At 60.5% G+C, this 21,762-nt stretch carries 22 protein-coding genes; 9 read left to right on the forward strand and 13 right to left on the reverse strand.

Annotation, left to right across the window (positions count from 1 at the left end):
* Window positions 1-92: 92 nt before the first annotated feature.
* Window positions 93-1,292 (forward strand): MFS transporter, encoded by a 1,200-nt coding sequence (locus BN1124_RS10960; protein WP_042641831.1) that lies wholly within the window; start codon window positions 93-95, stop codon window positions 1,290-1,292.
* 24 nt (window positions 1,293-1,316) lie between these two features.
* On the opposite strand, the gene BN1124_RS10965 is transcribed toward BN1124_RS10960, so the two are convergent.
* The gene (locus tag BN1124_RS10965) at window positions 1,317-2,159 is read right to left on the reverse strand and encodes a LysR family transcriptional regulator (RefSeq protein WP_042642341.1); all 843 of its coding nucleotides are present in this window, start codon (window positions 2,157-2,159) and stop codon (window positions 1,317-1,319) included.
* Between the two features lie 124 nt (window positions 2,160-2,283).
* Here BN1124_RS10965 and BN1124_RS10970 point away from each other — a divergent pair, with 124 nt between their 5' ends.
* Both BN1124_RS10970 and BN1124_RS10975 read left to right on the forward strand, forming a co-directional pair.
* Window positions 2,284-2,793, forward strand: coding sequence for a nucleoside deaminase (locus BN1124_RS10970; RefSeq protein WP_042641833.1), 510 nt, complete (start codon window positions 2,284-2,286; stop codon window positions 2,791-2,793).
* 7 nt (window positions 2,794-2,800) lie between these two features.
* Window positions 2,801-4,024: an MFS transporter gene (locus BN1124_RS10975; RefSeq protein WP_231553630.1), complete on the forward strand. Its 1,224-nt coding sequence runs from the start codon at window positions 2,801-2,803 to the stop codon at window positions 4,022-4,024.
* Between the two features lie 43 nt (window positions 4,025-4,067).
* Here the strand turns inward: BN1124_RS10975 and rluF are convergent, their stop codons facing one another.
* On the reverse strand, window positions 4,068-5,075 hold the full coding sequence (gene rluF, locus BN1124_RS10980; protein ID WP_042641836.1) for a 23S rRNA pseudouridine(2604) synthase RluF: 1,008 nt from the start codon (window positions 5,073-5,075) through the stop codon (window positions 4,068-4,070).
* 622 nt (window positions 5,076-5,697) lie between these two features.
* Here rluF and gdhA point away from each other — a divergent pair.
* Complete coding sequence (gene gdhA / locus BN1124_RS10985) at window positions 5,698-7,044, forward strand: NADP-specific glutamate dehydrogenase (protein WP_042641838.1); 1,347 nt, start codon at window positions 5,698-5,700, stop codon at window positions 7,042-7,044.
* 102 nt (window positions 7,045-7,146) lie between these two features.
* Here gdhA and BN1124_RS21680 read toward each other — a convergent pair whose 3' ends face one another.
* Entirely contained in the window at window positions 7,147-7,308 is a 162-nt protein-coding gene (locus BN1124_RS21680; protein WP_231553631.1) for a hypothetical protein, read from the reverse strand.
* Between BN1124_RS21680 and BN1124_RS21685 the strand changes: the two genes are divergently transcribed.
* Window positions 7,303-7,416: a DUF3955 domain-containing protein gene (locus BN1124_RS21685; protein WP_231553632.1), complete on the forward strand. Its 114-nt coding sequence runs from the start codon at window positions 7,303-7,305 to the stop codon at window positions 7,414-7,416. The two genes, BN1124_RS21680 and BN1124_RS21685, sit on opposite strands and share 6 nt — an antisense overlap.
* 107 nt (window positions 7,417-7,523) lie before the next feature.
* Here BN1124_RS21685 and BN1124_RS10990 read toward each other — a convergent pair whose 3' ends face one another.
* Both BN1124_RS10990 and BN1124_RS10995 read right to left on the reverse strand, forming a co-directional pair.
* Window positions 7,524-7,892, reverse strand: a complete 369-nt coding sequence (locus tag BN1124_RS10990; RefSeq protein ID WP_042641839.1) for a VOC family protein — start codon at window positions 7,890-7,892, stop codon at window positions 7,524-7,526.
* Between the two features lie 316 nt (window positions 7,893-8,208).
* The gene (locus tag BN1124_RS10995) at window positions 8,209-8,964 is read right to left on the reverse strand and encodes a DeoR/GlpR family DNA-binding transcription regulator (RefSeq protein WP_042641841.1); all 756 of its coding nucleotides are present in this window, start codon (window positions 8,962-8,964) and stop codon (window positions 8,209-8,211) included.
* Between the two features lie 106 nt (window positions 8,965-9,070).
* Here BN1124_RS10995 and BN1124_RS11000 point away from each other — a divergent pair, with 106 nt between their 5' ends.
* Window positions 9,071-9,658 (forward strand): NUDIX domain-containing protein, encoded by a 588-nt coding sequence (locus tag BN1124_RS11000; RefSeq protein WP_042641843.1) that lies wholly within the window; start codon window positions 9,071-9,073, stop codon window positions 9,656-9,658.
* Between the two features lie 110 nt (window positions 9,659-9,768).
* Here the strand turns inward: BN1124_RS11000 and BN1124_RS11005 are convergent, their stop codons facing one another.
* Window positions 9,769-10,356, reverse strand: coding sequence for a histidine phosphatase family protein (locus BN1124_RS11005; protein ID WP_042641845.1), 588 nt, complete (start codon window positions 10,354-10,356; stop codon window positions 9,769-9,771).
* Between the two features lie 572 nt (window positions 10,357-10,928).
* Here BN1124_RS11005 and BN1124_RS11010 point away from each other — a divergent pair.
* Window positions 10,929-12,125: an LPS O-antigen chain length determinant protein WzzB gene (locus BN1124_RS11010; protein WP_082041556.1), complete on the forward strand. Its 1,197-nt coding sequence runs from the start codon at window positions 10,929-10,931 to the stop codon at window positions 12,123-12,125.
* A 404-nt stretch (window positions 12,126-12,529) separates the two neighbouring features.
* Here BN1124_RS11010 and BN1124_RS11015 read toward each other — a convergent pair whose 3' ends face one another.
* The 3 genes from BN1124_RS11015 to speA all read right to left on the reverse strand — a co-directional run bounded on the left by BN1124_RS11015 (window position 12,530) and on the right by speA (window position 16,247).
* Entirely contained in the window at window positions 12,530-13,183 is a 654-nt protein-coding gene (locus BN1124_RS11015) for a helix-turn-helix transcriptional regulator (RefSeq protein ID WP_042642345.1), read from the reverse strand.
* A gap of 195 nt (window positions 13,184-13,378) precedes the next feature.
* The gene (locus tag BN1124_RS11020; protein ID WP_042641847.1) at window positions 13,379-13,762 is read right to left on the reverse strand and encodes a Rid family detoxifying hydrolase; all 384 of its coding nucleotides are present in this window, start codon (window positions 13,760-13,762) and stop codon (window positions 13,379-13,381) included.
* Between the two features lie 583 nt (window positions 13,763-14,345).
* Entirely contained in the window at window positions 14,346-16,247 is a 1,902-nt protein-coding gene (gene speA, locus BN1124_RS11025) for a biosynthetic arginine decarboxylase (protein ID WP_042641849.1), read from the reverse strand.
* On the opposite strand from speA, the gene BN1124_RS21280 reads away from it, so the two are divergent.
* Complete coding sequence (locus BN1124_RS21280) at window positions 16,228-16,365, forward strand: hypothetical protein (protein ID WP_156128275.1); 138 nt, start codon at window positions 16,228-16,230, stop codon at window positions 16,363-16,365. The genes speA and BN1124_RS21280 overlap by 20 nt on opposite strands.
* 918 nt (window positions 16,366-17,283) lie before the next feature.
* The gene (gene pepT, locus BN1124_RS11030; protein ID WP_042641851.1) at window positions 17,284-18,507 is read left to right on the forward strand and encodes a peptidase T; all 1,224 of its coding nucleotides are present in this window, start codon (window positions 17,284-17,286) and stop codon (window positions 18,505-18,507) included.
* A gap of 246 nt (window positions 18,508-18,753) precedes the next feature.
* Here pepT and BN1124_RS11035 read toward each other — a convergent pair whose 3' ends face one another.
* The 4 genes from BN1124_RS11035 to BN1124_RS11050 all read right to left on the reverse strand — a co-directional run bounded on the left by BN1124_RS11035 (window position 18,754) and on the right by BN1124_RS11050 (window position 21,753).
* Entirely contained in the window at window positions 18,754-19,065 is a 312-nt protein-coding gene (locus BN1124_RS11035; RefSeq protein ID WP_042641853.1) for an Rdx family protein, read from the reverse strand.
* A 76-nt stretch (window positions 19,066-19,141) separates the two neighbouring features.
* Window positions 19,142-20,263 (reverse strand): adenosylhomocysteinase, encoded by a 1,122-nt coding sequence (locus BN1124_RS11040; RefSeq protein WP_042641855.1) that lies wholly within the window; start codon window positions 20,261-20,263, stop codon window positions 19,142-19,144.
* A gap of 192 nt (window positions 20,264-20,455) precedes the next feature.
* A complete protein-coding gene (locus tag BN1124_RS11045; protein WP_042641857.1) occupies window positions 20,456-21,193 on the reverse strand; it encodes a hypothetical protein in 738 nt (245 codons plus the stop codon).
* Window positions 21,193-21,753 (reverse strand): YceI family protein, encoded by a 561-nt coding sequence (locus BN1124_RS11050; RefSeq protein ID WP_042642347.1) that lies wholly within the window; start codon window positions 21,751-21,753, stop codon window positions 21,193-21,195. The genes BN1124_RS11045 and BN1124_RS11050 overlap by 1 nt, the downstream gene beginning before the upstream one ends.
* Window positions 21,754-21,762 lie beyond the last annotated feature (9 nt).

The raw sequence follows: 21,762 nt of genomic DNA on the forward strand, positions 1-21,762 counted from the left end.
GCGGATAAATATGCATAAAAACAGCTTATAAATGGGGTGACGCCGAACGAAGACCATGCAAGGATGGAGCCCCTCTTTGTGTGAGCCTCGTGATGGATAACCCCAATAACATCGAACGGCCAGGGCCCTGGAGCCTGTCGGCCCGGCTCATGACGCTGGCCTGCCTCATCGTCTTCATGGCCCAGATGGCCACCACGGTTTACCTCCCCTCCCTGCCAATCGTGATGAGCGATCTCGCCATGACGAGACAACATGCGGAGCTCTCCATCTCCCTGTTCGTGATTGGCGCCGACCTGCCACTGCTGTTTTGGGGCGCCGCCGCCGATCGCTTTGGCCGCCGGCTTCCCCTGGCCCTGTCACTGCTGCTGTTTGTCGGGATCAGCCTGCTGCTCGCCACCACAAGTCAGGGGCCGCTGTTGCTGGTCTTGCGCACCCTGCAAGGGATAGCGGCGGGGGGCGCCACCATCATCGCCCGCATCCTGATACGGGATCACTGGCAGGGGGACGAGCTGGCTCGCCGCCTCTCTGTCCTCTCCATCGCCTTCATCACGGCCCTCGGTGGCGGCCAGTGGATAGGCGGGCTCATCAGTCGCTATGCCCACTGGCAGCTGGGGTTCGTCCTGGTGGCGGCCGTTGGCATGGTGGCACTGGCGCTGATGATCCGCCTGCCGCTGCAGGGCCCCAATGCCGCAGCGCCCACCACCGGCATGTGGCGGCGCTACGCCAGCCTGCTGCAACGCCCCGGCTTTCTCTGGCCCGCCTGCGCCGGGGGGCTCGGCTTTGCCATCACTGTGACCCTGCAAGAGATCAGTCCCTTCGTCCTGCAGCAAGGGTTCGCGCTGGAGGTGACCACCTTCGGGGCGCTGGGGCTGCTGATCGGGGTCGCCTACTTCGCGGGAGCCATGGCGGTCAATCGGCAGGTCGCCAGGGTGGGTGGCAAGCGGCTGATGAGGCAAGGGGCCGGCCTCATCTTGCTGGCCGCTGCCGGCATGGTGGTGCTGTCAATGCTGTCCGATCTACAGGGAGAGGGGGTGCTGGTGATCATGATGGGGCTCTACTGCCTCATCATCTTCGGGCAGGCGGTGCTCTTCCCCAACAGCATGGCGCTGGCGGTCAGTGATGCCAGGGAACATGGCGCCTACGCCATGGCGCTGTGCGGCTTCTTGCAACAGGGGCTGGCGGGTATCGCCGCCGCAGGTGCCACCCTGCTGAGCCATCACGGCACCTGGGCCCCCGCCATCTTCGCCCTGGCCCTGGTGGCCGCACTGATCGTCCGCTTCAAGGTGCACTAGCGCGGCTCATCTCGCGGCCTGCGCTCAGCGCGGCCCCATCACCTCGTCGCACAGGCGAATGAGCGCCTGGCTGAGGCCTTCGAGCGGTTCCCCCTTGTCCATCCCCAGGTGCAGCGCCAGCTCGACCGAGCGCACCTGGGGCCAGTCCGTCAGCGCCACCTGATCCGGCAGCAGCAACCGCGCCGGCAGCAGGCTGACCCCTATCCCCGCGCTCACCGCCCCTTGCAGGCTGGCGAGGCTGGCGCTGACATAGGCGATGTGCCAGCGCAGCCCCTTGGCGTCGAGGGCCTCCGTCAGCTGGCGCCGGTAGAGCCCCTCACTCGGGAACACCACCAGGGGCACCGGATCCCGCCCGCAGGCGGGCCAGTCCCGGCTATCGACCCAGGCGAGCGGCTCGCGCCAACGGGCGACGGGATCCCCCTGCCCCCGCGCCTGCTTGACCAGGGCCAGATCCAGCCCCCCTTCCTCGAAGCTGCGCCACAACTCGTGGCTGAGGCCGCTCTGCACCTCCAGCCGCACCATAGGATACTGGCGGGCGAAGGCGGCCAGCACCGGCGCCATGACGCCGGCGACGAAATCCTCCGGCACCCCGATCCGCAGCGGCTGGCTGGCCTCGCTGACCCGCTCCCCGGCCTGCGCCAGCAGCGCCAGGATGCGGCGCGCCAGCCCCAGCAACTTCTCCCCGGCCACCGTGGCCACTACTGTGCGGCCGCTTCTGTCCAGCAGCGGACAGCCGAGTTGCTGCTCGAGGCGGCGCATCTGCTGGCTGATGGTGGACTGGGTCAGGTGCACCCGCTCGCCGGCGCGGGTGAAACTGCCGGTTTCGAGGATGGCGACAAAGCTGCGCAAGAGCTGGGGATCCAGCAGGGGGCTGTCCATCTGAGGGGTTTTCCCATTTATAAAATCACTGATAGTCATTCTATCATTTAATTTCCAAATGACATGGCGGCCCGCTAGGCTGCTCCCATCCCCCTCTTTCGCAGGATCTCCCATGCTACAGGCCCATCTCCCCCAGTCCGGCACCCGTCTCGTCAACTCGTTGACCGCGATCTCCGATCCCACCCATCAGGAGTGGCTCGAGCAGACGCTGCACCTGGCGCTGACCCACCGTCAACAGGGGGGCCGACCCTTCGCCGCCCTGCTGGTGAAGGAGGGCAAGCTGCTGGCGAGCGCCGTCAATCGCATGCTGGAGGCGGGGGATCCTACCCGTCACGCCGAGCTGGAGGCCCTGCGCGAAGCCAGCCAGCACGGCTCCCTCAAGGGCGCCGTGGTCTATGCCAGCGGCCACCCCTGCCCCATGTGCCTGTGCGCCCTGGTGATGAACGGCATCGGCGCCGTCTACTACGCCTTCGACAACCAGGATGCGGCCCCCTTCGGTTTCGACAGCACATCGAGCTATGACAAGCTGCGACTGCCCCTCAGCCCGCCGCCGCTGCCCCTCATCAAGCTGCCAAGCCCGCTCCCGGCCGCCGCCCTCTACGGGGCCCAGCCCCATGAATGAGCCGTCCATGCGGCCAGGGGCCGGCGCCCTGCTGCTGCTGGTCATGCTGATCGGCATCAACCTGCGCCCCTTCCTCACCGCCATCGGCCCGCTAGCGGGGCAGATAGACGCGCGGCTGGCGCTCGGCATGGACAACCTGGCCTGGGTGACCCTGCTGCCGCTGCTGCTGATCGGGGTGGGCGTGCTGTTCACCCCGACCCTGCGCACCCTGGCCGGCCCGCGCCCGCTGCTGGCCGCGGCCCTGCTGCTGCTGGCCCTCGGCAGCGCCCTGCGCTTCGATCTGACCAGCGGCGCCCTGCTCATCGCCAGCGCCGCCCTCTGCGGCCTGGGCTCGGCCCTGGTGCAGGGGGTGCTGCCCGGCCTCATCAAACAGGTCTTCGCCAGCCGGGTGCCGCTGGTGATGGGGATCTTCTCCGCCTGCATGATGGGAGGCGGTGCCCTCGGCGCCGTGCTCAGCCCCCAGCTCGCGAGCCAGCTGGACTGGTCGCGGGTGCTGGCACTCTGGAGCCTGCCGGTGCTGCTGGCGCTCGGCTGGCTCGGGTGGCGCGTGCGCCTGCCCGTCCCCCCCGCGCCGCTAGTGCCCGAGGGGGAGCAGCGCCTGCTCGCCCTGCCCCGCAGCTGGCTGCTGATCCTGTGCTTTGGCATCATCAACAGCGGCTATGGCATCGTCGTGGCCTGGCTGGCGCCGGCCTACATGGCGCTGGGCTGGAGCGCCCAGCAAGGGGGTGAGCTGGTGGCCTGGCTGGCGCTGGCACAGACCCTGAGCGGCCTCGGCCTGCCGCTGCTGGCGGCGCGCAAGGAGGACAGGCGCCCCTGGATGGGGCTCGCCATATTGCTGCAGGCGCTGGGCTTTGGCGGCCTCTGGCTGGCGCCGACCAGCGCCCCCATCCTCTGGTGCATGCTGTGCGGCGCAGGCCTTGGCGGCAGCTTCTCCCTCATCATGGTGATAGCGCTCGATCATTTGCCGGATCCACGCCGCGCCGGCACCCTCAGCGCCCTGATGCAGGGGTTTGGCTTCATGCTGGCGGCGACCGGCCCCTGGGTGGCGGCGCGCCTGCATCATGTGAGCGGCGACTTCGCCAGCGCCTGGCAGTGGCAGCTGGGCGGCCTGGCGCTGATGAGCCTGCTGGTGCTGCGTCTCAACCCCCGTTACTACGCTCGGGTGATGCGCCTGCCCGTGGTTGGCAAGACGGGCACATCCACACCTGCCCAAAGCAATACACCGGCCTAGGGCCGGTGTATTGGGAGCATGAACAACCGTGTGACGGGGCGCCTTAGCGTCCCTTCTTCTGCCGTCCACCCTGGTTGGTGCGCGGTTTGCCCGCCGCGGCGGGTTTGCCGCCTTTGGCCGGGGCACCCTTACCAGCGGCGCCTTTAGACGCTGTCCCCTTGCCTGCGCCGCCCTTGCCCGCCGGACTCTTGTTTTCGAATGCGGCCGGACCCGGTACGTTGGGACGCCCGCCTATCTCGTGATCGTCGTCCCGGCGCGGCTTCTTGCCCTGCGCCGCCTTGGCAACCGGCTTGTTGGCAGGCTGCGCTCCCTTGGCCGGCTTCACCTCGGAGGAGGAGTCCTCGATGAGCTTGAACAGCTCGATCAGCTCGTCGTCGGTCAGATCCCGCCACTCCCCCACCGGCAGCCCCTTGAGGCTGACGTTCATGATGCGGATGCGCTCGAGCTTGGTGACCTCGAAGCCGAAGTGCTCGCACATGCGGCGGATCTGGCGGTTCAGGCCCTGCACTAGCGTGATGCGAAACACGAAGGGCGCCTCTCGCTTCACCTTGCACTTCTTGGTGACGGCGCCGAGGATAGGCACCCCGGCCCCCATGCCCTTGATGAACTCATCGGTCACCGGCTTGTCGACGGTCACCAGGTACTCTTTCTCGTGATCGTTGCCCGCCCGCAGGATCTTGTTCACCAGATCCCCGTGGTTGGTGAGGAAGATGAGCCCCTGGGAGTCCTTGTCGAGCCGGCCTATGGGGAAGATGCGGGTGCTGTGGTTGACGAAGTCGACGATGTTGTCCTTCTCCCCCGCCTCGGTGGTGGAGACGATGCCCACCGGCTTGTTCAGCACGATGAACACCAGGCTGTCTGCTTCCCGCGCCTCGATCACCTGACCGTTGACCTTGACCAGATCCCCGGCAAACACCTGATCGCCGATGCCGGCCCGCTTGCCGTTGATGAAGACGTGGCCCTGCTCGATGAAGCGGTCGGCCTCACGGCGCGAGCAGATGCCGCTCTCGCTGATGTATTTGTTCAGGCGCATGGATTCATCGGCCAGCATGGGTCACCTGCCAGATCATGGGGTTGAGGGGGGTTGTCGGCTGGGTCAGCCGGATCGTCATCGGGTTAGTCTGCATAGCATTCCATCATTAAAAGGGTCAAAGCCTGCGCATTCTTCAAAAAAACGCCGCTACAGTAGCATATTGCCCCGCTCCGTTCGCCGGATACTTGCAGCCGCCTCGGAATCCCGCCCCCTGCCAATGAGGCTCCATCCGGGGTGGAGGACCGTATGTCGCAACTCTGCCTGCCCCATCGACGGCGCCACTTGCTCAGCGCCATTCTCCCCGGGCCGACCTTCCCGGCTCAGTTACACATATTCATTCGCACCTCTTTATACCCGGGCCGGATAAGCCAGCGCCGGTGGCGAGCCTGCCCAACGCGAAAAGGCAGAACTAAGACTTGCTATTTATTGACTGAAAATGCATAAAAAGATTTTCGTCAGCACGAATTATCTTGCCAAGGTTGAGCGCCCAGAGGCGATATTGCGCCCTTTGTCGGCAAATCCGGCAGGAAACCAAATTGTTGTCCGTATTCACCTAAAACACCGAACATAAATTTGGATACGAGGCATGAACCCTTCTCTGGCATGAGGCCATTTTTACCATTCATTACAGGAGTTACAGATGAGTCATTCCCTATCCCAGGCGGATTTTCTGGCCCAGGTCGCCAAGCGCAACGCCCATCAACCCGAGTTCATTCAGGCGGTGAGCGAGGTGGTCGCCTCCATCTGGCCCTATCTGACCCGCCACCCCCGCTATCTGCAGCACGGCCTGCTGGAGCGACTGGTGGAGCCGGAGCGCTTGGTGCAGTTCAGAGTCAGCTGGGTGGACGACAAGGGTCAGGTGCAGGTGAACCGCGGCTACCGCATCCAGCACAGCTCCGCCATCGGTCCCTTCAAGGGCGGCATGCGCTTCCACCCCTCGGTGGATCTCTCTGTGCTGAAATTCCTCGCCTTCGAGCAGACCTTCAAGAACGCCCTCACCACCCTGCCCATGGGTGGCGGCAAGGGCGGCAGTGATTTTGATCCCAAGGGCAAGAGCGAGGGCGAGGTGATGCGCTTCTGTCAGGCGCTGATGCTGGAGCTCTATCGCCACCTGGGTGCCAACACCGACGTGCCGGCCGGCGACATCGGCGTCGGCGGGCGCGAGGTGAGCTACATGGCGGGCATGATGAAGAAGCTCACCAACAGCGCAGAGTGCGTCTTTACCGGCAAGGGACTCTCCTTCGGTGGCAGCCTCATTCGCCCGGAAGCCACCGGCTACGGCCTGCTCTACTTCGTCGAGGCCATGCTGGCCCACCGCGGCCAGTCCCTGGCGGGCATGACGGTGTCGGTCTCGGGCTCCGGCAACGTGGCGCAATACGCCATCGAGAAGGCGATGGAGCTCGGCGCCAAGGTGATCAGCGCCTCCGACTCCGGCGGTACCGTCCATGATCCGGACGGCTTCACCCCCGAGAAACTGGCCCGCCTGATGGAGCTCAAGAACGAGCAGCGCAAGCGGGTGGCGGATTACGCCCACGAGTTCGGGCTCGAGTTCTTCACCGGCCGCACCCCCTGGCACCTGTCGGCTCAGGTCGCTCTGCCCTGCGCCACCCAGAACGAGCTGGGGGAAGATGACGCCGCCAACCTTATCGCCAACGGCGTGCAGCTGGTGGCCGAGGGGGCCAACATGCCGAGCAGCGCTGCCGCCATCCAGGCCTTCCATGCCGCCAAGGTGTTGTTTGCCCCGGGCAAGGCCGCCAACGCGGGCGGCGTCGCCACCTCCGGCCTCGAGATGAGCCAGAATGCCCAGCGCCTCTCCTGGAGTCGGGAAGAGGTGGATGCGCGCCTCAAGGGGATCATGAACAGCATCCACGCCACCTGCGTGCGTTACGGCCAGGATGGCGAGGCCCACGTGAACTACGAGTCAGGCGCCAACATCGCCGGCTTCGTCAAGGTGGCCGACGCCATGCTGGCCCAGGGGGTTTGTTAATTCACCAGGATAAGGCGATGGGCGATTGATTCGCCCCTCAGATCACAAAAGGCAGCCCAGGGCTGCCCTTTTTCTTTCAGATCGTTTTTCACCTGCCTCACTTCACACTCCCTTCACCCCGGCATGGGAGGCTCTGCTCTCTTCCCAATGCAGCGAGATCAATATGATGGTCAGAATAGGCGTGCTCTTGATGGTGATGGGGGTCGCAGCTTCATGGCGTTCAGCCTCATCGGCTCCTCCCTCGATAAACAGGGATTCTTGCATGAACCCTTCGCCCTGCTTCCCCTCGGCTACCTGTTGCTGCTGGCGGGGGCCGGCCTGACCTTCCTGGGACTACTCAGGGCGAGACGCCGGCAGGGACGCTCAGGCTGACTGAGCTGGCGGTTTGTTCTTAGTGCCAAGCTGATGCAATCGGACGATGGCCCGTGGGCAATCTGCGCGGGGTTGATGCCCTGCTCGCCCCAGAGCCTCTCGCAAGCCTAGAGATAGCGGCTTATCTCGATAAGGTGCTGATCCGGGTCCAGGAAATAGACGGATTCGATGGGCCCGTAGGCACCGCTCTTGGTCACAGGCCCCTCCACTATCTCGACTCCCTGGCTTTCGAGCTGCACCACCACCTGCGCCAGGGTCCAGTGGGTGATGAGACAGATATCCCCCGCTCCCACCTGCGCCCTGTTGCGCGGCTCCTGCCCCAGCAGTTGCAGGTTGATCTTCTGATTGCCAAAGCGCAGCGCCCGCCGCCCGGCCCCGAAGGTGATGGCCTCCATCTCGAGCACCGCACTGTAAAACGCGACCGAGCGCTCTATGTCGCTCACCGTCAATACCAGATGGTCGATATGGCTGATCATGTGCCCTCCCAAACCTTGTGATCCCTTCTCATCCTACCCCAGTGAATACTCTGGTGTTGTGTGGAGCCATAGGTTATCTGGCATTTATTAAATTTTTTAAAATCCTAATCTTGGGCCTATACGCCGGCTACGTTACGGAGCCATTGGAAATAGCGTTAAGGCCCAAATAAAACGAGTCGACCACAATCGAGGAATGCTCAGATGCAATGGGCAATAGAGTGGCGCTTTACCACAAGCTGCCGAGGCTGGTGCGAGAATAGCGCGCGTCCGAGCCTTGTCGGTCACGGCTCGGGAGCCAAGATACTGACGGACGAGGCTACACCTCCACCAAGGTGACGCCAACCGCATCGAGCCCATGGCGCTGCTCGTCCGACAGGCCAGTCTCCGTCACCAGGGTAGCCAGCTCCGCCAAGGGCATGATCTGATAGGGGGACGCGGCGCCGAGCTTCTCGCGGGTGGCCAGCACTATGGTCTCTGCCGACTGCCTTGCCATCAGACTCTTGATGGCCGCCTCTTCCCGATCGCCGGTCGTGATCCCCATCTGTGGATGCAAACCGGTCGCCCCCATTAGAAACAGATCGGCCCGAATGCGGGATATCGCCTCCGCGCTCTGGGCCCCCACCGCGACCATGGAGTGCTTGAACAGACGACCACCGATGAGCTCGACCTCCACCCTGGGGTGATGGACAAGCTCCACGGCGATGCTGGGACTGTGGGTGATGATGGTCGCTCGCAGCTCCCGGGGCAGCTGACGTGCCAGCTGCACATTGGTGGTGCCGCCATCGAGAAACACAATCTGGCCAGGTTGGATCAGCCGGGCGCCGGCCTGTCCCAGCCTGATTTTCACCGACGAGCCTATCTGCTCGCGAGTGCCAAAGTCCGCGATCGCCGAGGAGACGGGCAAGGCCCCACCGTGGACTCGTTGCAGCAGTCCTTCGCTGGCAAGTTCCCGCAGATCGCGCCGGATCGTATCCTCTGACACCTCAAATTGCTGGCTGAGCGCCTTGGCAATCACCCGGCCATCTCGCTGCAAGAGACTGATGATAAGCGCCTTGCGTTCCGATGTGAGCATTCGTCCTCCAACTGCACGAAATCAATTGACTGTGCACGATATTGCATTAAATATGCGCAAATATCCAGCACAGGGATCCCCATCCCTGCTCACCGAGGGAAATCACATGAGCATCGCAAATCGCATTCGGGTAGAGCATGTCGCCGTCCTCTCCGACGACTGGTACCTGCTAAAGAAGACCACCTTCTCGTTCTTGCGCAGTGACGGCAGCTGGCAGCGCCAATCCCGTGAGACCTACGACCGTGGCAATGGGGCGACCATACTGCTCTATGAGCCGGAGCGCCGCACCGTCATCCTGGTTCGCCAGCTTCGCTACCCCGCCTTCGTCAATGGTCACGACGATCTCCTCATCGAGGCGCCCGCCGGCCTGCTCGACGAGGCAGCCCCCGAGGTGCGCATTCGTGCAGAGGTCGAGGAAGAGACGGGAATTCGGGTGCGCGAGGTGCGCCAGATCTTCGATGCCTTTATGAGCCCGGGCTCGGTGACGGAGCGGCTGCACTTCTTCGTGGGCGCCTATCATGGGAGTGATAGGGTCTCGCAAGGGGGTGGCAACGAAGAGGAAGGGGAAGATATCGCCGTGCTCGAGGTCGGTATCGAGGAGGCGCTCGCCATGATTGAGTCGGGAGCTATTCGGGATGGCAAGACCATCATGCTGTTGCAGTACGCCGCCCTGCATCTGTTTAACACCCGATAACCCTGGGTCATGGCCCAGCCTGCGCCGCTTGGCTTGTCCACACAGAGCGCGTCATCGGGTGCCTGAACTGTCCCTCAGATTGGTTCAGTCGGAGCTAGCGATAGGTTGGCTCAGCATGGGATCCGCTCGATCCGGCCGCCGCTGAGTTTGAAGAAGGCATCCTGTGGCAACTCTTGGCGCCAGCTGGTGACATAGTCGAGATCGGCATAGGCACCGCGCAGCATGGCACCAAACAGGCCGTGGGAGATGACGATGGCACGCTCGGCGACTGTGCAATCCATCAGCCAGCTCTGCGCCCGGCGCTGGATGCTCAGATAACCTTCGCAGCCGGGCGCCTGCAGATACCAGTCCGGTTTGCTGATATCGAGCTCTGGGTGATCTTCCAGCAGATCCGGTACCCGGCAGCTCTCCCATTCCCCCATCCCCAGCTCCACCAGCCGCTCATCCCAGATGATCTGTTCGCTCTCTATCCCCAGCTGCTGACATACCAGCAGCGCCGTCTGGCGGGCACGCCCCAGCGGGCTGGCATAGACGCACCAACGGGCAGGCTCGGCGATCTGCTCCCGCAGACGAGCCCCCATGGCACTGGCCTGCGCCTCGCCCCTGGCGGTCAGATCCGAGTTGCAGCGCCCCTGCAGTCGCTGCTCGGCGTTGTAGCGCGTCTGACCGTGGCGTAGCAGATAGAGGATGCGAGACATGATTTCTCCTGCGGGTTTAGATAGATAATAAGTGTGCGGAATAGTAGATATAAGATACGAACGAAGGCCAACGAATAGGAAAAAACACGCCATAGACCACTGTACTAACTTCATCATATATGGCTTGGCTTACACGGCAGGAAAAATTGAGTATGTCGTTCAGCCGAGCGGGGTAATTGCCCTATCAAACAAGTTCTCCGTTTAAAAGGAGGTCCAATAAAGAATATCTATGATTTCATCCACAACATTTTATGTGTTGGGTGGAAAATCACTCTAACTCAAGCCATATAATTATTTATAAGAAAAAATTCGCTTTCATGATCCCCTATCGATAAATCAGAAATAATTATTCGCTGTAGAAACGATCATAAATAATACTCATACCTTAGATATCCTATCATTTTAATTAAGTAATATGGATATTATTTATTACCCACACTGAAATGCTAACGAAAAAACCAAGGCAAACCCAAAAACAAACAAACGCATAACAACATTGACACAATAAATTCAACTTGGTGATGGGAAAGCTGTCATCACTCATTTTTTGATCGTCAATTGTGAATAAGACGATGAAAATCGGTCTCAAATGCAGTATAAAAGACTATCTGCGACAATTTGTGACTGACAAAACCATGGATAACACTGTTAATAGAGGAGTCAACAAAGGAATGAATCATCAGTTTATTGACAAAAAAGATGATGAGATAGACTTGTCTGAATTGATAATATTGTTATGGAAGAAAAAAATTCGTATTTTCCTTGCAGCCTTCATCTGCGGCTGTATTGGTTTGCTGTATGCAATACAGGCACCCGAGCAATGGACCGCCAGCGCAGTCATCTATCAACCTAAGCCACGCGACACATTGCAGCTTGATCAACTAAGAAATGCCCTTAATATACAAGGGTTAAGTGGCACCAAGAATAATGACTCCCTGTACAAGGATTTTTTCCTAGAATTTAATTCTTACAACAATATAAATGATTATTTAAAGGCAACGATCCAATTCAAAGAATATGTGGCAGAGCATAATTTGTCCGAATTGGCACAACAACGCTTGTTGAGAACCTGGTCGGCATGGATGAAGAACGAACTTGAAGATAAGAAGGGTGAACAACCTGGTATACGTCTCTCCTTTTCTTTCTATAAGAGAGATGACGCATTATCAATGCTAACTGGCTATATTAATTATGTTGTTGAATTGCTGAGCCAAGAATTCATCGAAGATTTGGAAAATAATAAAAAAAGTAAAATTAATACTCTTAATCTAAGAATGAAATTAATGACCGAAGATGCAAAGCGAAAATTGGCTAGAGAAATCGAAGGTGTAGAATACAGTATGAGCATAGCCAATGCTGCTGGAGTAAATAAGCCATTAGAGAATTTCAGCTATGGTGATCGTTTCCCAATAACCCTAGGGGAAGATGCATTAGTAAGAAAATTAGCCATTTTAAAATCACTAAAAATTGAAGAGTATATGCCAGAAATAGCTGAGTTGGGAGTACAGCTCGCTAGACTGGATCAAATAAAGATTGGTGATTTAAAACTTAGCCCATTTTCTTATCTGGATACACCTAGCCAACCATTGAGACGGGATAAACCCAAACGCCCGTTGATCGTCATATTAGCAACAATGCTTGGGGGAATGTTCGGTATAGTGATGGTGCTCATCCAACATGCACTTACTCAAGCAAAAAATAAAAAAATAGAACAAAATTATGATTACCCACCCCAATTGGTTAATGCCCGTTCATATACAAGTTCTTGAAAAACAACGAACTGAAAGGATGTTATCCCAATAGTATGCTGGAAAACTAATCATGAAACAGGTCATCCCGATGACCTGCTTCATCAATTCCCCCCCAACATCCTTTGTTTCTCTTCTCACTGCTCACTTTTATATTTCAGTTTAAAAACACACCGCATCTGGTCCTGTTACTGTCCCGGCGACTAGCCTACTCACCTGAAGTTACCATTTCACGGCAACGTCAATGCCCGAGGTCGTGCTCTGTGGCGATAATAGTGGGAAAAAAGTATCGGTTTGACACCATCAACAGGCAGGCTCGGCGAGCTGATCCCGCAGATGGGCGGGGCGGAAAAACGACAAGGAGAGGAATGCGGAAGGTAAGAGAGGCCCTGGCCCCTCCCCTTTCAAGCGGCCACCATCCCTCGCTAGCCTTTCTTGATCTCCCGCAGATAGCGGTAGATGGAGTGCACCGAGATGCCGAGCTGACGGGCGGCGATCTGGGCGCTGTCTTTGAGCTCGAAGATCCCCAGCTCATGCAGCTGGTTGACCATGACCCTGGTCTTCTGGGATGGCGGCACCGCCTCGTTGCCCCGCACCTCTGCGCTGATGCTGTCGATGGTGCTGCTCAGGGCCTCGTCGATGTTGCGGGCGAACACTTCGGGGGTCGCACTCGGCTCATGCTGGTGCATGCATTCCGGCATCATGGTGCGCAGCACGGATTGCAGCGGGGCATCCATGTCGCTGTTGATGCAGAGCAGGCCGATCGCCTGGTGCTCGCCGTTGCGAATGACGGTGGTGAGAGAGCGCAGCGTCTTGCCGGTGGCGCACTTGGTCATGTAGGGGCTGGAGACATCCTGTCCACTCTTGATCTTCATCATCGCCAGGTTGGTGATGGGGGCGCCGACGCTGCGGCCGGTGATATGGCCGTTGGCAATCTTGATGATCGACGGATTGCGCGCATCCAGGCTGTGCAGCAGCACCTCGGTATGCTGACCATACATGGCGGCGATGCCGTCCACGATGATCTCCATCGCCTTGAGGATCTCGAAATCGGTCGGGGTCAACTCGTGCAGTTTCATGGGGGCCTTAATGATAACGCCGCGGCCCATGATCGGCTGCGGCTGGGTGCCTGCTCAGGCAGACATGATAGCCTCGGCGGCGGCCATGTCCACTGTTGCCATCTAGCTGATCCCTATGGTGGTTTTAACGCCCGACCGAAGAGCATGCGGCCCTTGGAGGGACGTCGTCAAACGGCTCGCAAGCGGCCTCCCGTCTCAGGGCAGCCGATGGGCGATGGCCTCAATCTCGACCCTGACCCCCATCGGCAGATCCTTGACCGCAAAACAGCTGCGCGCCGGGCAATCCGCCTGGAAGTACGCCTGATAGACCCCGTTGAAGGCGGCAAAGTCGGCGATGTCCGCCAGATAGCAGGTGGTCTTGAGCACGGTGTCCAGGCTACCGCCACCGGCCTCCAGCACGGACTTCAGGTTCTCCAGCGATTGACGGGTCTGAGCCTCGATCCCCCCCTCCACGACGCCCCCCTGCCGCTTGCAGACAGGCAGCTGACCCGAGGTGAAGATGAGGTCGCCATAGGCGGTGCCATGGCTATAGGGACCGATGGCATCGGGCGCGGCGGCTGAGACAATAAGGGTTTTCATAGGACCTCCGAGGATCAGGTGCGGTGAGCATCAGGCTCATGTTGTTCGTGCAACATTATTTGATTAAAAATAGATTTGTTCAACTTTATTTTTATGAAAACAAACTGAAGTACGCGCAAAGGAACAACAGGTTACAAGTCAATGTACTGATTTAAATGAAAAATTTACCTCCGTAAAAGAACCTCAAAGGTTCAAGTTTTTTTGCATCTAACGCACGACCAGGATTTTCATCGGGCGCATCAGACGCCGTCGGCGACTCGGGTCGGGCTTAGGCATGACGCCTGCGACTCAGCGCTCTGCGTCTGCGTCAAAGCCAGCCACGGCTTGATCTCAGGGAGTGCTGATAGCGGATAACGGATAACGGATAACGGATAACGGATAGCGGATAGCGGATAGCGGATAGCGGATAGCGGATAGCGGATAGCGGATAGCGGATAGCGGATAGCGGATAGCGGATAGCGGATAGCGGATAGCGGATAGCGGATAGCGGATAGGATGCTGGCAATACTGCGCGAGGCCGCAATAAAAACGGCGCCCTGAGGCGCCGTTTTTCATTCCCGTGAAGGACGAAGCAAGCCGTGGCTTATTCGTCTTCCAGATAGGCGTAACCTTGCAGACCCAGCTCCAGCTCGTCGAGCAGGGCCTTGCGGGTCGCGTCGTCCAGCGCCGGGTGGGAGGCGATCCGCTGGTAGTTCTCGCGGATGACGGACGGGTCGATGTTGACGTAACGCAGCAGCTGATCGACGGTGTCGCCGCGCACCACGTTGCGAATGTCCATCTTGCCTTCGTCGTCGAGCCACACTTCCGCGCAGTGGGTGTCACCGAACAGGTTGTGCAGATCCCCGAGGATCTCCTGATAGGCACCGACCAGGAAGAAGCCGACGTGGCACTCTTCGTTTTCGCCGTACTCCGGCATCGGCAGGGTGCTTTCAACCCCCAGACCGTCGACGTAGTGCTCGACCTGACCGTCGGAGTCGCAGGTGATGTCCATCAGGATGCCGCGGCGGGTGAGCGGACGCTCGAGGCCGGTCAGCGGCATCACGGGGAACACCTGGCCAATGCCCCAGGCATCCGGCAGGGACTGGAACAGGGAGAAGTTCGCGAAGCACTTGTCCGCCAGCTTCTCGGAGAGCTCGTCCGCCAGGGCGCGGTGGTTGCGGTTCACCGGGTTGAGCAGCTCTTTGAGCGCCAGACAGGTGTTCTGGTGCAGCATCTCGGCCCAGGCGCGCTGCTCGAGGTTCAGCAGCCCCATGGTGAACTGGGTGTTCACGTCCCCAAGGTCGGCCACGGAGTCGTGGAAGATCTCCAGCAGGGAGGGATCCTCGGTGCGCAGATCCAGCCAGCCCTTCCACATGTTCTGCAGAATGGTGGGCGCGTCTTCATCCGGCGCGTGGATGTCGTTCACCTCCACCCCTTCGGCACCGATGAGATTGGTGACCAGCACGGCGTGGTGAGCGGTCAGGGCGCGGCCGGACTCGCTGATGATGGTCGGGTGCGGCAGGTCGAACTCGCGGCACACATCGCCTATGCCCCACACCACGTTGTTGGCGTACTCGGACAGGCTGTAGTTCGCGGAGCAGTGGCTCTGGGAGCGAGTGCCCTCATAGTCCACACCCAAGCCGCCGCCCACATCGACCACGTCGATGGGCACGCCGAGACGACGCAGTTCGGCGTAGAAACGGCCGCACTCACGGATGCCGCCCTGGATGTCGCGGATGTTGGCAATCTGGGAGCCCAGGTGGAAGTGCAGCAGTTGCAGGCAGTCCAGCTTGCCGAGGCTGCGCAGACGCTCCACCAGCGCCAGGATCTGGGAGGCGGAGAGGCCGAACTTGGACATGGCGCCGCCGCTCGATTCCCACATGCCGGAGCCGGTGGAGGCGAGCTTGGCACGCACGCCGATGTTCGGCTTGATGTTCAGGCGAACTGACTCGTCCAGCACCATTTCCAGCTCGGAAGGCTTCTCCACCACGATGTAGACCTTGTGGCCCATCAGGTTGCCCAAGAGGGCGTGGCGGATGTATTCGCGGTCCTTGTAGCCGTTGCACACGATCACCGAGCCTTGCTCATGGTGATGGGACAACACGGCCAACAGCTCCGGTTTGGAGCCCGCTTCCAGCCCAAGCCTTGGCTTGTCGCTGTAGGACTGGCTGATGGTCTCGATGACGCGGCGCTGCTGGTTTACCTTGATCGGGTAAACGCACAGATAGTCCCCTTCATAGCCTGACTTCTCGATGGCCTGACCGAAGGCGTTGAACAGCGCATCGACCCGGCTCTTGAGGATGTCGGGGAAACGCAGCAACACGGGGGTGGTCAGCCCGGACTGGCGCAACTGTTCGATGGCATCGGAGATTACGATGTGGGCATCGGGGCGCGACTTGTCGGGCGCGACGGTCACATGACCGGCGTCATTGATATTGAAAAAACCCGCACCCCAGTAGGGAACGTTGTAGACCTTCAAGGAGTCCTTGCTGGACCAGTTAGTCATGGGCTATGCCTCGCAAATGAGCGGCCAGAAGACCGCCTTCGTTACCCTCAATCACATCCAGACCATCGATCGCTTAAGAGTGGCGAGCCTGAGCTGCCTGCTGGCGTTCGGAAGGTAGTGACACCACGGTCATGACCTTCCACATCGCCAGACCCTCGATTGCAATCGCGGCAAGCCTGAGCTGCCTGGTGGATCTTGGGAAGTAACGAGTCTTGATGTGGGGCTGGTGGCTTTACATCAAGCTCAACGGTATGCGGTGCCACTCTAACGCGGCGCCGCGGTACTTTGATGACGAGCGGCATCAGCCACGCCGTTCGTTCATCATTCGGCAGCCATCGCGACGACAAGGGAGATTTCAAGGAAGATAAGGGAAGACGTCAGCACGCACGCGTGTTGATAGACGACAACCACCACAGCCAGCTCAACTCCAGTGACCACCCATGACAAGGGAAGATGATGAGCCATTGGCTCAGTCGGTCAGTTGGATGATGAGAGTCCGTTGCTCTCCCTGATACCGGAGCCTAACCGGTATTAAAGAAACCATACCCTAGCAGTGTCTGTCGTTTCTGCGTGCCTCGCCCTATAGGCGTATGATCCTGCCGGTGTCTGGCGGCTCTGCCTGCTCAGGGTTACCATCGGATCGGCGCGGAGTGTACACACTTACCGCCGCTACTGACAATAAAAAATCGTGTTAAAAAATCGGTTTTACCGGGTGGGTCAAATCTTGCTGTCAGCAAGGCTGGCTCTGGGATGGCGCGCATTGGCCCCCCCTCCCGATTAGCCCTGAAAATAACAGGTGAACCGGCCATCTTGCCCCATGCCTTGCCGGCACAGGGCCGAGGTCATATTTGGTCAACACGCCTGTGATTAACCACGCTTTAATCCGGAATTTTTATGCACGAACACCCCTGAATGACCACCGTAGCCCCCTCCTTTTCCCCTTCCACAAATTCATCAAAAACTGCGCTGACGCAATGAGAGGTGCGACAGTATTGTCCACAATGGCCCCTCATCATTTCCGGTTCGAGGCTTGCCCATGGATACCCTGCTTGAGCGTTTTCTGCGTTACGTGACTTTTCATACCCGCTCCGATGCGACCAATCCCGCCTGCCCCAGCAGCGAGGGACAGCTCGTCTTCTCCCGCGCCCTGCAGGAGGAGCTGACACGGCTTGGCTTGAGTCAGGTGACCCTGGACGAGCACGGCTACCTCACCGCCTGTCTGCCGGGCAACCAGCCGGACGCGCCGGCCATCGGCTTGATTGCCCATATGGACACCGCCGACTACGAGGCCGAGCAGGTAGTGCCGCAGATCATCGAGCGCTATCAGGGGGGAGACATCTGCCTCGGCAAGGGGGACGAGGTGCTGGCCATCCGCCAGTATCGTTGCCTGAAGAACTATCTCGGCCAGGATCTCATCACCACCGACGGCACCACCCTGCTCGGCGCCGATGACAAGGCGGGCATCGCCGAGATCCTGACCGCCGTCGAGCAGTTGCTGGCCCATCCCGAGATCCCCCGTGGCGATCTCTGGCTCGGTTTCACCCCGGACGAGGAGATTGGCCGCGGCGCCGACTTATTCCCGCTGGACAGATTCCCCGCCAAGTGGGCCTACACCGTCGATGGCGGTGAGCTCGGCGAGCTCGAATACGAGAACTTCAACGCCGCCAGCGCCACCGTGCGTTTTATCGGCAACAACGTGCACCCCGGCACCGCCAAGGGGGGCATGATCAACAGCCAGACCCTGGCCGCCCGCTTCCATGCGGACATGCCAACCGAGCAGACCCCGGAGTGCACTGAAGGCTACGAGGGCTTCTTCCACCTGGCCCAGATGAGCGGCACAGTAGAGCAGAGCGAGCTGCACTACATCATCCGTGACTTCGACGAGGACAGCTTCGCCGCCCGCAAGGCCCAGCTCAAGGAGCGGGTCGCGTCATTGAAGCTGGACAATCCCAAGGCGCGCATCGAGCTGGAGATCAGGGACAGCTACCGCAACATGCGCAGCCAGATAGAGCCGCACATGCACATAGTGGAGCTGGCCAAGGCCGCCATGGTGGCCGCCGACGTGGTACCGAAGATCAAGCCCATTCGCGGCGGCACTGACGGTGCCCGCCTCTCCTTTATGGGGCTGCCTTGCCCGAACCTGTTCACCGGTGGCCACAACTTCCACGGCAAACACGAGTTCATCCCGCTGCAATCCATGGAAAAGGCAGTCGCCACCCTGGTGGAGCTGGTGCGACTGACCTCGGCCTACCGGGCGTAACGGCGCCGCCCTGAGCTGTGCGAGCCGGGGAGCGGGCCGTTCATGGACTTTGGCAGAGTCCCCGCGTTCCACCACGGCATCGACGGCCTGGTGTGGGTGGAGGTAGGCCGTATCAAGCCCACAAGCGGGCATGAGACCTCAATCAGTAGCAGGTCATGCCATAGCTGTTCAAGTTGACAGTCAGACTGACTGCCAACAAGCAAAAGGGAGGCATGGCCTCCCTTTTATCCGTTCGAGCACCCTGGATCACTCTGTGGCAGGCTTCCTGTCCGCGTGCCCGAGGTCCCGCTCCGGGGCTATGATGTCGCGCACCCGTTGCTTGATCTCTTTCGCCTCGGGGAAGCCCTCGTCGGCCACCCTGTCCCACACCTGCACGCCGTTTACCAGGATCTTGAACTCCCCCTTGCTGGCGGGCACCAGCGCCACCTCGCCCAAGTCGCTATCGAAGGTGGAGAGCAGCTCCTGGGCCAGCCAGGCGGCCCGCAGCATCCAGCGGCAGAGGGTGCAGTAGCGGATCTCGATGCGGGGCTTGCCGACGGGGGTTAACTGTTCAGTCATGGGATACTCCGTAAAAAGGATTCAGCGGACGATGCAAGCCCGCGACACCGGTGCAAAGAGGACGGGGCTGGCCCCTTTATTGGATGACCCCGTGAAAGTCCGCGAGCCAATGACGCGCTATGGTCTGCATGGTGGCCTGGGGCAGCTCGAACAAGCCGGGGATCGGGGCCTGACGTGCAAGCTGATGCACCCCCTCGATGATCTCCGCCAACACCAGATAGACATACTCGCCGATGACGGCGCCGTGGACGAAGTTGACGGCCTCCCCCCGGTTGAGCAGGAAGATGGTGCTGCCATCCGGGCGGGTAAGCGCCAGCACATGGGGGCACACCTCCTCGCTCGGCCAGGAGAGCTGGGAGAGACAGAACGCAAACTCGTCGTCGGCCGAGGTGACCGAGGCCAGCATGGCGCCGGGGCGCAGCGCCTGCAGATCCGCGAGACCCAGCGAACCGTTGCCGGTGGAGCAGATCACCAGCTCGGCCCGGCCGAGCGCCTCCTCCTTGCCCACCAGCTTGAAGCCGTGGGACAGCGCCTCCACCTGGCGCAGGGCATCCGTCTCCACCAGCTCCAGATGCAGGTTGCGGCAACGCAGCTCGCGGGCGATGCTGCGCCCCACCTTGCCATAGCCAAACAGGGCGGCCTGACAGACGTTGAAGGTGCGATTGAGGGTGCGCGCCAAAGATTCCGCGGAGTAGACCACGCTCAGGCCAATCTGGATATCCTCGGCCTGCTTGAGCGGGCTGCGCGCCACCGAGATGACGGGGGCGGCCAGCACCTCCTGCTCGTAGCGCTGATGACCGTTTTCGGTCATCTCCACCACCCCGATGAAGCGCTCGCCGAAGTGTTCGCAGAGGATGGCCTGGGTCCTGGCAAAATAACCGCCGATGTCCAGGATGATGAGCCGCTCATGGGCCTCCACCAGTGGCGCTATCTGGGCGATCACCTCTGCAGGGTCGTTGCTCCAGTGACGGTCGAGGGGCAATACGGGGTAGTGCTGCTGGGCCCAGGTCAGGGTCGGCCCGTGCACCGACTTGGGTTTGGGCAAGATGGCGCCCACCCGTCCGATCCGGGATAGCGCCTGGATAAAATAGGGCCTGTCGGGGAGCAGATGGGTGACCAGCAGGATACAGAGGCCCTCGAGGCGCGCCTGCTCGATAAAATGGCGAAAAAACAGATGCTCAGATCCTTGACTGCGCAACTGTGCGCCTCCTTAGTGTGCCGCAAGTATGCAGGCAGACAGAACCCGGCATGGCCGGGTTCTGTCTGCGTCCAGATAAAAAATTAACAAAATCATTTTTATCTGAAACCACAATAACGCTCAATCTTTATCTGCACAGACTATGACTAAGCATGCAAATATAAACGTAATCGCCTGTTTTTCATGCAAAAATCAGTACAGTGAGGCCTCAGGCCAGACCCACCACAGACTCAGACCGGCACCGATGCCCGCCACCAGGGTCAGCGCAATCCAGCGCTGGATCCAGGGCTTGTTGCGCAAGGCCCATTCCAGCAGCGGCAGCAGCCAGACCGGCAGCAGCACGACGAGCGGCACCTCCACGTATTGCCAGGCCAGCATCTGCACGAAGGCGAGCGCCAAGCCCAGTGCCGCCGGTGCCACCTTAACCCCGGCGAAGGCCGCGAGCAGGGCACGGAAGCCGGCAAACGCCGCCAGGGCCCCCGCCAACTGGGCGATGAGCAGACTGCCATCGATGCCGATGACCAGCGCCAGCCAGATGAAGCCGAGCGCAAAGCCGAGCCCCTCCTGGCTGTCGGTGCGCAGCTGCGCCCAACCGAACCAGGCGATGGCGGGCAGCAGCGCCAGCCAGATGCGTGAGTCCAGGGCGAGCACCGAGGCCAGCCCCAGCCACCACACCAGGGCCGCGAGCGCGGCGAACAGCGCGACGGCGGCCCGCTTGTCCTCTACCTGAGCCGCCACGGCGGGCACCAGCAGGGTCAGCGGCAGCCATTGCCACGCCTTGACCGGCAGGCCATAGACGCCGCCGAGCAGACAGCCCACCAGCCAGATGGCCAGCGCCCCCCACAGATACCCCAGCCTCGGCCAGCGCCATGACAGCAAAGCGGCCCCCAAGGGAGCCGCCAGGGTTTGCAACAGGAGTGCTGCGCCCATTACTTGCGCACGCCTTCGACGAACAGGTTGATGGTCAGCTCATCGGTGATATTCGGCACCATGAAGTTCACCCCAAAGTCGCTGCGCTTGAGAATGGTGGTGGCGTTGAAGCCGTTGCGGTAGCCGCCCCAGGGATCCTTGCCTTCACCGATGTGCACCAGCTCGAAGGACACCGGCTTGGTGACGCCGTGCAGGGTCAGGTTGCCCTTGAGCACGCCCTTGTCCTTGGTGCCCTCATAGCCGGTGCTGACGAAGGTCACCTTGGGGTACTGCTTCACGTCCAGGAAGTCCGGGCTGCGCAGATGCTTGTCACGGGGCTCGTGGTTGGAGTCCACGCTGGCGGCATCGATCTCGAAGCTCGCCTTGGCCGTGGCCGGGTTGGCTTCGTCCATGCTGAAGGTGCCAGTGAAGGTGTTGAAACGACCCACCACCTCGGAGAAGCCGAGGTGGCCCACCTTGAACTGGACAGTGGTGTGCGCCGGATCGACGTCGTAATCGGCCGCCATCAGGGGAGCCGCCATAAACAGGCAGGAGGCCAACAGGGTTTTGGTCATCTTCATCGCGCTCAT

The organism is Aeromonas eucrenophila (assembly GCF_000819865.1).
Classification (GTDB): domain Bacteria; phylum Pseudomonadota; class Gammaproteobacteria; order Enterobacterales; family Aeromonadaceae; genus Aeromonas; species Aeromonas eucrenophila.

Excerpts from the sequence above, each read along its gene's own strand:
- BN1124_RS11020 (WP_042641847.1), bottom strand. The coding sequence starts at position 13,762 with ATGAAAACCCTTATTGTCTCAGCCGCCGCGCCCGATGCCATCGGTCCC.
- BN1124_RS11010 (WP_082041556.1), top strand. The coding sequence starts at position 10,929 with ATGAAAATCGGTCTCAAATGCAGTATAAAAGACTATCTGCGACAATTT.
- BN1124_RS21680 (WP_231553631.1), bottom strand. The coding sequence starts at position 7,308 with ATGCAAGAATCCCTGTTTATCGAGGGAGGAGCCGATGAGGCTGAACGC.
- BN1124_RS10975 (WP_231553630.1), top strand. The coding sequence starts at position 2,801 with ATGCGGCCAGGGGCCGGCGCCCTGCTGCTGCTGGTCATGCTGATCGGC.
- BN1124_RS11015 (WP_042642345.1), bottom strand. The coding sequence starts at position 13,183 with ATGAAACTGCACGAGTTGACCCCGACCGATTTCGAGATCCTCAAGGCG.
- BN1124_RS11050 (WP_042642347.1), bottom strand. The coding sequence starts at position 21,753 with ATGAAGATGACCAAAACCCTGTTGGCCTCCTGCCTGTTTATGGCGGCT.
- pepT (WP_042641851.1), top strand. The coding sequence starts at position 17,284 with ATGGATACCCTGCTTGAGCGTTTTCTGCGTTACGTGACTTTTCATACC.
- BN1124_RS11035 (WP_042641853.1), bottom strand. The coding sequence starts at position 19,065 with ATGACTGAACAGTTAACCCCCGTCGGCAAGCCCCGCATCGAGATCCGC.
- rluF (WP_042641836.1), bottom strand. The coding sequence starts at position 5,075 with ATGCTGGCCGATGAATCCATGCGCCTGAACAAATACATCAGCGAGAGC.
- BN1124_RS10990 (WP_042641839.1), bottom strand. The coding sequence starts at position 7,892 with ATGATCAGCCATATCGACCATCTGGTATTGACGGTGAGCGACATAGAG.
- BN1124_RS10995 (WP_042641841.1), bottom strand. The coding sequence starts at position 8,964 with ATGCTCACATCGGAACGCAAGGCGCTTATCATCAGTCTCTTGCAGCGA.
- BN1124_RS11045 (WP_042641857.1), bottom strand. The coding sequence starts at position 21,193 with ATGGGCGCAGCACTCCTGTTGCAAACCCTGGCGGCTCCCTTGGGGGCC.
- BN1124_RS11005 (WP_042641845.1), bottom strand. The coding sequence starts at position 10,356 with ATGTCTCGCATCCTCTATCTGCTACGCCACGGTCAGACGCGCTACAAC.
- gdhA (WP_042641838.1), top strand. The coding sequence starts at position 5,698 with ATGAGTCATTCCCTATCCCAGGCGGATTTTCTGGCCCAGGTCGCCAAG.
- speA (WP_042641849.1), bottom strand. The coding sequence starts at position 16,247 with ATGACTAACTGGTCCAGCAAGGACTCCTTGAAGGTCTACAACGTTCCC.
- BN1124_RS10970 (WP_042641833.1), top strand. The coding sequence starts at position 2,284 with ATGCTACAGGCCCATCTCCCCCAGTCCGGCACCCGTCTCGTCAACTCG.
- BN1124_RS10960 (WP_042641831.1), top strand. The coding sequence starts at position 93 with ATGGATAACCCCAATAACATCGAACGGCCAGGGCCCTGGAGCCTGTCG.
- BN1124_RS11000 (WP_042641843.1), top strand. The coding sequence starts at position 9,071 with ATGAGCATCGCAAATCGCATTCGGGTAGAGCATGTCGCCGTCCTCTCC.